The organism is Polaromonas sp. P1_G4, assembly GCF_056405475.1.
In genome coordinates this window covers 1-7,414 of the sequence record NZ_JBFUCA010000192.1, presented here as the reverse complement: position 1 = coordinate 7,414, position 7,414 = coordinate 1, and the positions used below count along the sequence as shown (strand labels likewise).

General features: G+C 58.5%; 8 protein-coding genes. All 8 read right to left on the bottom strand.

Going from position 1 to position 7,414, the window contains the following annotated elements:
• Positions 1-12: 12 nt before the first annotated feature.
• The 8 genes from AC1D1X_RS11425 to AC1D1X_RS11390 all read right to left on the bottom strand — a co-directional run bounded on the left by AC1D1X_RS11425 (position 13) and on the right by AC1D1X_RS11390 (position 7,380).
• Entirely contained in the window at positions 13-906 is an 894-nt protein-coding gene (locus AC1D1X_RS11425) for a methyltransferase, TIGR04325 family (RefSeq protein WP_477668523.1), read from the bottom strand.
• 17 nt (positions 907-923) lie between these two features.
• Positions 924-2,075, bottom strand: a complete 1,152-nt coding sequence (locus tag AC1D1X_RS11420; protein WP_477698301.1) for a polysialyltransferase family glycosyltransferase — start codon at positions 2,073-2,075, stop codon at positions 924-926.
• 80 nt (positions 2,076-2,155) lie between these two features.
• Complete coding sequence (locus AC1D1X_RS11415) at positions 2,156-2,995, bottom strand: SDR family oxidoreductase (protein WP_477668521.1); 840 nt, start codon at positions 2,993-2,995, stop codon at positions 2,156-2,158.
• 21 nt (positions 2,996-3,016) lie between these two features.
• Positions 3,017-3,772, bottom strand: a complete 756-nt coding sequence (locus AC1D1X_RS11410; protein ID WP_477698300.1) for an SDR family NAD(P)-dependent oxidoreductase — start codon at positions 3,770-3,772, stop codon at positions 3,017-3,019.
• Positions 3,762-4,601: a sugar phosphate isomerase/epimerase family protein gene (locus AC1D1X_RS11405; RefSeq protein ID WP_477668519.1), complete on the bottom strand. Its 840-nt coding sequence runs from the start codon at positions 4,599-4,601 to the stop codon at positions 3,762-3,764. The genes AC1D1X_RS11410 and AC1D1X_RS11405 overlap by 11 nt, the downstream gene beginning before the upstream one ends.
• Positions 4,594-5,562, bottom strand: a complete 969-nt coding sequence (locus AC1D1X_RS11400) for a class I SAM-dependent methyltransferase (RefSeq protein WP_477668518.1) — start codon at positions 5,560-5,562, stop codon at positions 4,594-4,596. The genes AC1D1X_RS11405 and AC1D1X_RS11400 overlap by 8 nt, the downstream gene beginning before the upstream one ends.
• Positions 5,563-5,569: 7 nt before the next feature.
• A complete protein-coding gene (locus tag AC1D1X_RS11395; protein WP_477668517.1) occupies positions 5,570-6,007 on the bottom strand; it encodes a VOC family protein in 438 nt (145 codons plus the stop codon).
• Entirely contained in the window at positions 6,004-7,380 is a 1,377-nt protein-coding gene (locus AC1D1X_RS11390) for an aspartate aminotransferase family protein (RefSeq protein WP_477668516.1), read from the bottom strand. Before AC1D1X_RS11390 ends, AC1D1X_RS11395 begins: the two co-directional genes overlap by 4 nt.
• Positions 7,381-7,414: the final 34 nt, after the last annotated feature.

Genomic DNA, 7,414 nt, shown 5'->3' with positions numbered 1-7,414 from the left:
TTCTATTCCCGGTCATAGAGCAACGACGGAAGTCGCAGATGCATCGCCGGCAGGTGGCCCCGGTTGCTTCTGAAAAACCAGGGCGTGATCGACAATTTGGGAGAATTCTTCTGGAATCGCCTTCTTGCCGTTCTTCCAGTATTTGCCGGAATCGGCGTTACTGTAGTAGTCCGCAATCATCTCATAGCCCTGGCCGCGCATCAGTTGAGCCAGCCGTTCGACGCTGAGCAATACAACCGGGATCCGCCCGCAAAAACCTTTGACGGTCGTGACGTTTTGCATGGTGTAGGCCACAGGCTGATTGCCCCCGGGGGCCGGATGGCGGGATACGATGATGAACCTGGCCTGGCTGCGACACAGCAGTGCCAGCGTTGCTTCGTAATCTAGACAATACTGGAGCGTACTTGAAACGTTAAGTACGTCTATCTTGGCGCTGTGTGTCAACAGCGATTCAAAATCAGTTGAAAAAGACACGCCATCTGCGCCGAACAACCTGGTTCCGAGTGCGCAGTTGGCGGAGCTGTCGACGACCGTGAAATCAAGCTGCCTGCCCCCTTTATTTTGCGTTTTCAGGGCCGGCCAATACATACCCACGCCGCCACCGAAATCGACGATGCGACAAGAGGCTGCGTGATCACCGGCGGGCGCGATCGATGCGATCAGCGAAAGGCACATCTCGTTCATGTCTTGGTGACTGACACCGTCGACGCGGGAGTGAGCCCTTTCGGAAACATAAGAAATCCAGTTCGGGTGCTCGAATGGATTGTCATTTGACGGCTGTAGCTCCGCTGCATCCCGATAGAGGCCGTCATAAATCGGTCGTTCCGGCTTCAGCCGCTGCAAGGCTCCGCGCGCCAATACGAAAAGAATGGGCGGCAGAATTTGTTTGATCAGATGTTTGAGCATGGGTGTCTCATGACTGGCTAAGTCTGCGAAGCCGGCGTTTCCACGTTCGAATTCCAGGTCTGCGGGCCGTCGTAGAGTAACGAGGAAATGTTCACGCCGGACTTGTATCCCGGGTCAATTTCCCGCAGATTCGCGATGTAGCGGTAGCCCAAGCCATCCAAGGTGAAGTTGCAGACGCCGAATTCTCTGACGGATGGCAGCAGATGAAATAGGAAAATCGGCTGACAGCCGAAAAAGAAAGCATCGAACATCGCCGCGCCCATGGTTCCAACGACAACCCCAGGCCTTATTTGCTCCATGGCAGTGTTGCTGGAGATCGCGTTATCGATGAGATGAATATTGGAATGCTGAGCAGCCAGCGCAGTGTAGAAGCTGCACACTTCGTTTTGAGCGGCCCAATCTCCCGGGTGAATTTTCAGGTGAACCTCCGAAAAAGCTGCGGCCAACACGCGCAGGGCTTCTGCGGAGATTGCAAGCTCTTCGGTTTTCAGGCCAAAAGCGTCGAGATTGTTGGCGAAGAAGATCGCAACCTGATCATTCTTTGGCAAAAACGACTGTTCGGACACCAAAAAATGCCGATAACCGCGAATCTCCACGGGCCGATCGATAGGCAGGCGCATTCTCGAATAGATGGCATTGAGGTATTTCTCGCGTATTCGGACATACATCCGGCCTTCGAATCCTTTTTTGGCATAGGCCGGTATACCCAATGCCTTGAAGGCAAAGTTGTAAAGGACCAGGAATAACCGGTCGGTCCACGAAAGATGCCGGTCGTGGAAGCTGCTGTTGTTGAAATAAAACCCAATGCCTTCGTCGTAGAGATAAACCTGTCCACCAGCGTGCCGCATCTGCGTGGCTAGAAATGCGTTGTTGATTTCATATTCCGTTGTGATGACAAGCAAGTCTCCCGACCGGAACTGAAAGCGGTGCTTTAGCCGTATCTGGTGAAAATATGCCTTCAAGTAACTTATTGGATTCTTGAAGCTGAGGCCGGAACATAGCGGATGGACGTCCACCGGCTCAAGAGCGAAGCCTAGCGACCCTGCCAACTGGTTGCGCGGTGACCGGTGTGAAATGAACGTCACGCCGGACTTGGGAAGCCGATTCTCTTCTATGATCGACAACGCCAGGTTGGTGTGATGGTCGTTGTCGATTGAGAAATAAACCATACGTGTGCAAAGCCGGTGAGAGTGGTGATGGGGGTTGGTGGTTGATGCCATCGCAGCGCTGAACGGCCCGTGGGACGCTGCTACCAGACCGACCTTCCTCCGTCCATCACGATATTTTGGCCATTCATATACGAAGAGGCGTCCGAACAGAGGAATTGCACGGCGGCACGGTACTCGTCGCCAGCCGCCATGCGGCCCAACGGGATCAATGCGCTGAGCCGGGTCACGAACTCTTCGCCCTGGCCATTGAACACACCGCCCGGAGAAATTGCATTGGCGCGCACGCCCTGTTCTGGCCAGTAGGTTGCGAGGTAACGCGTCAAGCCGATCAGGCCAGCCTTGATGACGGAGTAAGTAACCGGTTTGACGGGCTGCAGATGCTCGGGCAGTCCCGGTTTGCGATACAGGCGTTGGTCCGGCGAGAACACCGAAAGGTCTGATGCGATGTTCAGGATTACGCCGCCCTTGTCGTCGGCGGCCATCGCAGTGCCGAAGACCTGGCTGCACAGGAACGCGCCGGTCAGCCCGACCGCGACTTGCAGATTCCATTGATCGATCGGAAAGTTCTCGAGACGAGAGCTTTCGACCATGCCGGCGCCGGCCGTAACCTTGGGGTCAATCGCCGCGTTGTTGACCAAAATGTCTATCCGTTGTCCGGCAGCCGCGAGTCGCGCGGATAGCGCGGCGACCGCTTCCGGGTTCGAAACATCGAGGATCGCCGTGTGGATGCGGTCGATTTCCGCTGTGCCCGCGAGAAATTCCCTGGCCGACGCGAGTGCGTCCTCGCCGATGTCGGTAAGCACCACGCTCGCGCCGCTTTCGAGCAGGGCCGCAGCGTGTTGCCGGCCGAGCAAGCCTGCGGCACCCGTGATCAGCGCGGTTTTTCCCGTGAGATCGAACTTTTTGAATGCGGTAGTCATGGGTGTTCCTTCGAGTTGCCGCTATGCGCGGACCTGGCCGCCGTCGAGTGTCCAGACTGCACCGGTTGCAAAACCCGAGCGTGGTGAGGCGAGGTACGCCGCCAGTTGACCGATGTCCTGCGGCGTACCGAGGCGCGCCAGTGCGACGTTGGCGGCCAGCATTGACTGCACGCCATTTGCATCGGCTGCCAGTTTTCTGTCCCACACGGAGCCGTCAAACAGAATGTTGCCGGGTGCTATCGCATTGATGCGCACACCCTGGGCGCCGAGTGGTCGGGCAATGCCGCGCACGTAGGCGTGCAATGCGGCTTTGGCAGCAGAATAGGTAACCGGTGCACCCGGAATGACCTCGAGCCCGCAGATCGACGAGATGCAGATCACAGCGCCGCGCGAAGCGGCGAGCGCGGTACGCGCTGCCTCGACCRTATGGGTGACGCTCCAGAGGTTTAGTGCGAACACGCGTTGCCATTCCTCGGGAGTCTCCAGGCCTGGTGCCACCGAACGGCCGCTACCGACATTGCAAACCAGAATGTCGAGCCTGCCGAGCGCCCGAGTCGCTTCATCGACAACCTGTCGTGCCTGGCCTGCGTCGGAGACATCGCCCGCGACAGCCGCCGCGGATTTCAGGGTCATAGATGCCAACTTCAAGGCATCGGCGTCGCGTCCGTTTATCGCGACCCTACAGCCCTCGGCTTGCAGCGCCTCGGCAATGGCCCGGCCGATTCCGCGTGAGGAACCGGTGACCAGGGCTGTTTTGCCGGTGAGTTCAAGCTCCATGGCGTGCTATCCAGTTGACAGCCATGTCGCGGTAGCGGCAAAGCGCGCCTGCATGGTCGCCGTCATGTGCCCGGGCGGTTTGCAGGATGTAATTGCCTTTGTAGTCAACTTTTGCGAGTGCCGAAAAAACAGTTTCGAAATCAGCGCTGCCTGTGCCAAGTGGCACCGTGGTACCGCCGAGCACGCGATCTTTGATATGCACGTTGACGATGCGATGGCCGTAGGCCGCGATTTCGTCGGCAGGCCGCATGCCGAGCCCAGCGCTGTTGCCAATGTCGTAGTTCACGCCAAACAATGCTGGATCCAGCCGTTCGATGAAACGTGCGAGCTCGGACGGCCCGAAATCCGACTCAAAGACCACCTGCACGCCAAGTTCGGCCAGCAGCGGGGCGTGAGCCTGCAGCACGGAGACCAGTCGGTCTTCCTGAGCGCGTGTCGCCAGGCTGCCGTTGTCGACCAGTGGCAGGACCATCATGACGATGCCGACCGCGGAACAAGCCTTGGCCACGGCCCGAAAGTCTTCTTGCAACTGCTCGGCTTGCGCCGTATCGGCCTTCCAGAACGGACTCTGCATGAAGCAGTCACCGGTCAGCGAACCGATGCGTATTCCATGCGCTGCCCGCAGCGCCGTGATTTCCGCGCGGCCGGCCCCGGTCAGCAGCGGGTTGCTGTAGAGCAGGTCCTGATCGAGCGTCCACTCCATGAGGCCGAAGCCATGAGCCGCGGCCGTGGGAAACTCACCTTGCCAGCAGTCCCATGGAAAAGCCTGGATGCGGCCGTTGACGAGCGGMGACAGCCGTCCCTGCATGAAACCGATACGCTCAGACATTTTTGATCACCATCATCATGTTGGCGGTTGCCTTGTTCTTTACGAGTCGCGCGACGTATTCATCGTTGAGTGCTTTCATCTTCGCGGTGAGCCAGGCCGACATATCGGTGTCCGTGCCGGCCAGGTCGATTTCGCTGAGGCCAACATTGCAGGTCGCCTGGGGTCCGTTGTTCATGATCCAGTTCAGGTGATTCAACAGGTTGTAGTCCTGAGTGAATGAGATATCGATCTGCGCGTTGCCGAAACCCGCGAGCTGCGCGGTTTTCCTTAGTGAGTCTTCGGTGAAGTAGTGCAGATGCGCTGAATGGTAGAAGAACTTCTGGTATGCCTTGACATTCCAGACCGACAGTAACGGGTCGTTGAGGTTGGGCACTTCAATAAACAGCGTCGCACCTTTTTGGGTCGACTGTTGCAGGTCGCGCAGAAACACAACGGGATCCTCGACGTGTTCGAGCACCTGGAATGCACAGACCACATCGTATCGCTGGTCCGCAAAGCGGGACTCGCGCAGAAATTCTGAGTCCGCCTCTATGTCCAGCTCCGATGACATGAAGTCACAGCAGGCCTTGTCGAGCTCAATCGCGTTGACGAGCGCCACGCGATCCTTGACATTGACCAGGAACTGCCCCGATGAGGCGCCGACTTCCAGCAGGCGGGTTTCGGCCGACAGGTATGGCCTGATGGCCTTGAGCCGATCATGCTGGTAATTTTTGTAAACGTCGAAAATCTCGCGCGCGTTGGTCGCCGCGGCTTCGGCATTGTGCGAATACTCCTGGCGGTAATTCTCTGCGTAGTAGGCTTTGGCGTCCGGTGCCTGATTCTCCGAAAGAAAACCGTGTCGGCAGGACTCACAATAAAAAACGATACCTGTGCCTCGTCGCAAAGTAGTAGACAGCACGCTGGCGGTTGCTTGCCTGCAGAGCGGGCAACTGGCTTGGTGAGAGTGTTGGGTGAAGATCATTGTGGGATCATTCCTGCAATATTTCGACCAGTTCCAGCAATACGCCTTCGAGCCCCCGGCAGTAGGTGACCTTGACCTTGCCGTCTGGGGAATGCTGTGGTGGTGCAAAAAAAGTGACGCCCGCACCTGCGAGCTTTTTGCAGAAGGCGTCAATATCTTTCACGGTCATTGCAACATGCGTAAAGCCGGTGGAATAAGGTGTTCCGGTCCAGGCTGGCCTGTCTGGGTGCGAATGGAAATAAAGCAACTCGATCATGCCGCCTTCAGGTGCGGTAAGTTTCGACGTTGTCAGGCGTACGTTTTTCAGGCCCATCATTGCGTCGATGTGCGGCCCGGACTCGTCCATCTGCCGTGCCACGGTGAACCCCAGCAGGTCCCGCCAGAAGCGCAGCGCCGCATCGAGGTCGGCGACGACCAGGCCGGTATGGCGAATCTGCGTGATCATTTGGCCGCGATCTCGGCGATAGCCTCGCCGAGCACATCCACACCTTCGAGCAGGGCTTCGTCGGTAATCGTCAATGGCGGGCCGATCTTGATCGATTCGCGTCCGGTATGCACGACCAGCAACCCCTTCTGCATGCAGAGTTCGGCGACCTGGCTCGTGAACGGGCCGTCGGCCGCACCGGTCTTGGGGTGCTTGAACAGTACCGCCGCGATCAGGCCTCGACCCAACAGGTGTGAGATGCGGTCGGGAAAACGCGCCTGCAGTTTGTGCAGTGCGGCAAACAGCAGCTCGCCCTTGCGCGCGGTTTCGGCGACAAGATTGCGATCTTCCATCTCCTCGATGACGGCTAGGCCAGCGGCGCAGACCAGGGGGTTGGCTGAGTGCGTGCTGCTCATGTTGCCGACATCGGGCAGGTCCATGATCGCGGCGCGGCCGATCACGCCGGACAGCGGTACGCCTCCGCCCATGCCCTTGCCGCAGCAGATCAGGTCGGGTGTCACGCCGTAGTGCTGGAAGCCGAAGGCCTTGCCGGTGCGGCCAAAGCCCGCCTGCATTTCGTCAAAGGTCAGCAGGATGCCATGCTTGCGGCAGACGCGCTCGATGGCCTGTACATATTCTGGCGGGTAGAACACTGCGCCCCATCCCTGGAAGGTTTCGAGCATGAAGCCGCAAACGTCTTGCGCAATGTCGATGCCGGCCTTCTCGAGCCTGGCCAGGCTTTCGTCCAGAAACGCTTCCGGCGTGCGCCCGGCCAGGGCCCATGGATAGGGGAACGGGATGTGGTGAATGTCGACATCCTGGTAGCCTATCCATTCGCGCTGGGCCAGATTACTGCTGAGCATTTGCGCGCCCATCGTGCGGCCGTGCCAGTTGCCTTCGATGCAGATCACGCCGCGGCGGCGTTTGCCTTCCTTCTGGCCGTTCATGCGCATGAGCTTGAGTGCGCCTTCGGTCGCCTCGGTGCCGGCCGAAAGCAGGAAAGCCTTTTCGAACGGCGCACCGGCGAACGCGACCAGTTTTTCGAGATAGCGCGCGCGGTTTTCGTTCGCATAGGCATAACAACCATAGAGCGGGCGGTCCAGCGTTTCTTTCATGGCGGCGGTCACGCGCGGATTTGAATGTCCGACGTTCGCGACAAAAATGGTCGAGGTGAAGTCGATCCACCGATTCCCGGCGGCGTCGTAAATGCTGTAGTCCTCGGCCCGATCCCAGACCAGCGGCAACTGCCCGTGCATGGAACGCGATTCGCAGGCCTCAAGCCGTTCGAGCACTTCGCGCGTGCCCGGCGTCGGGATCGCGGTCTGGATCAGGCGGTTGGCGGTCGAGACCGGTGGAACGGATTGGGGCAGGCGGGAAAAGGAATGTGCGGCCATGATTGTCTTCAGTTGAAAAGTTTTTGTGACACAC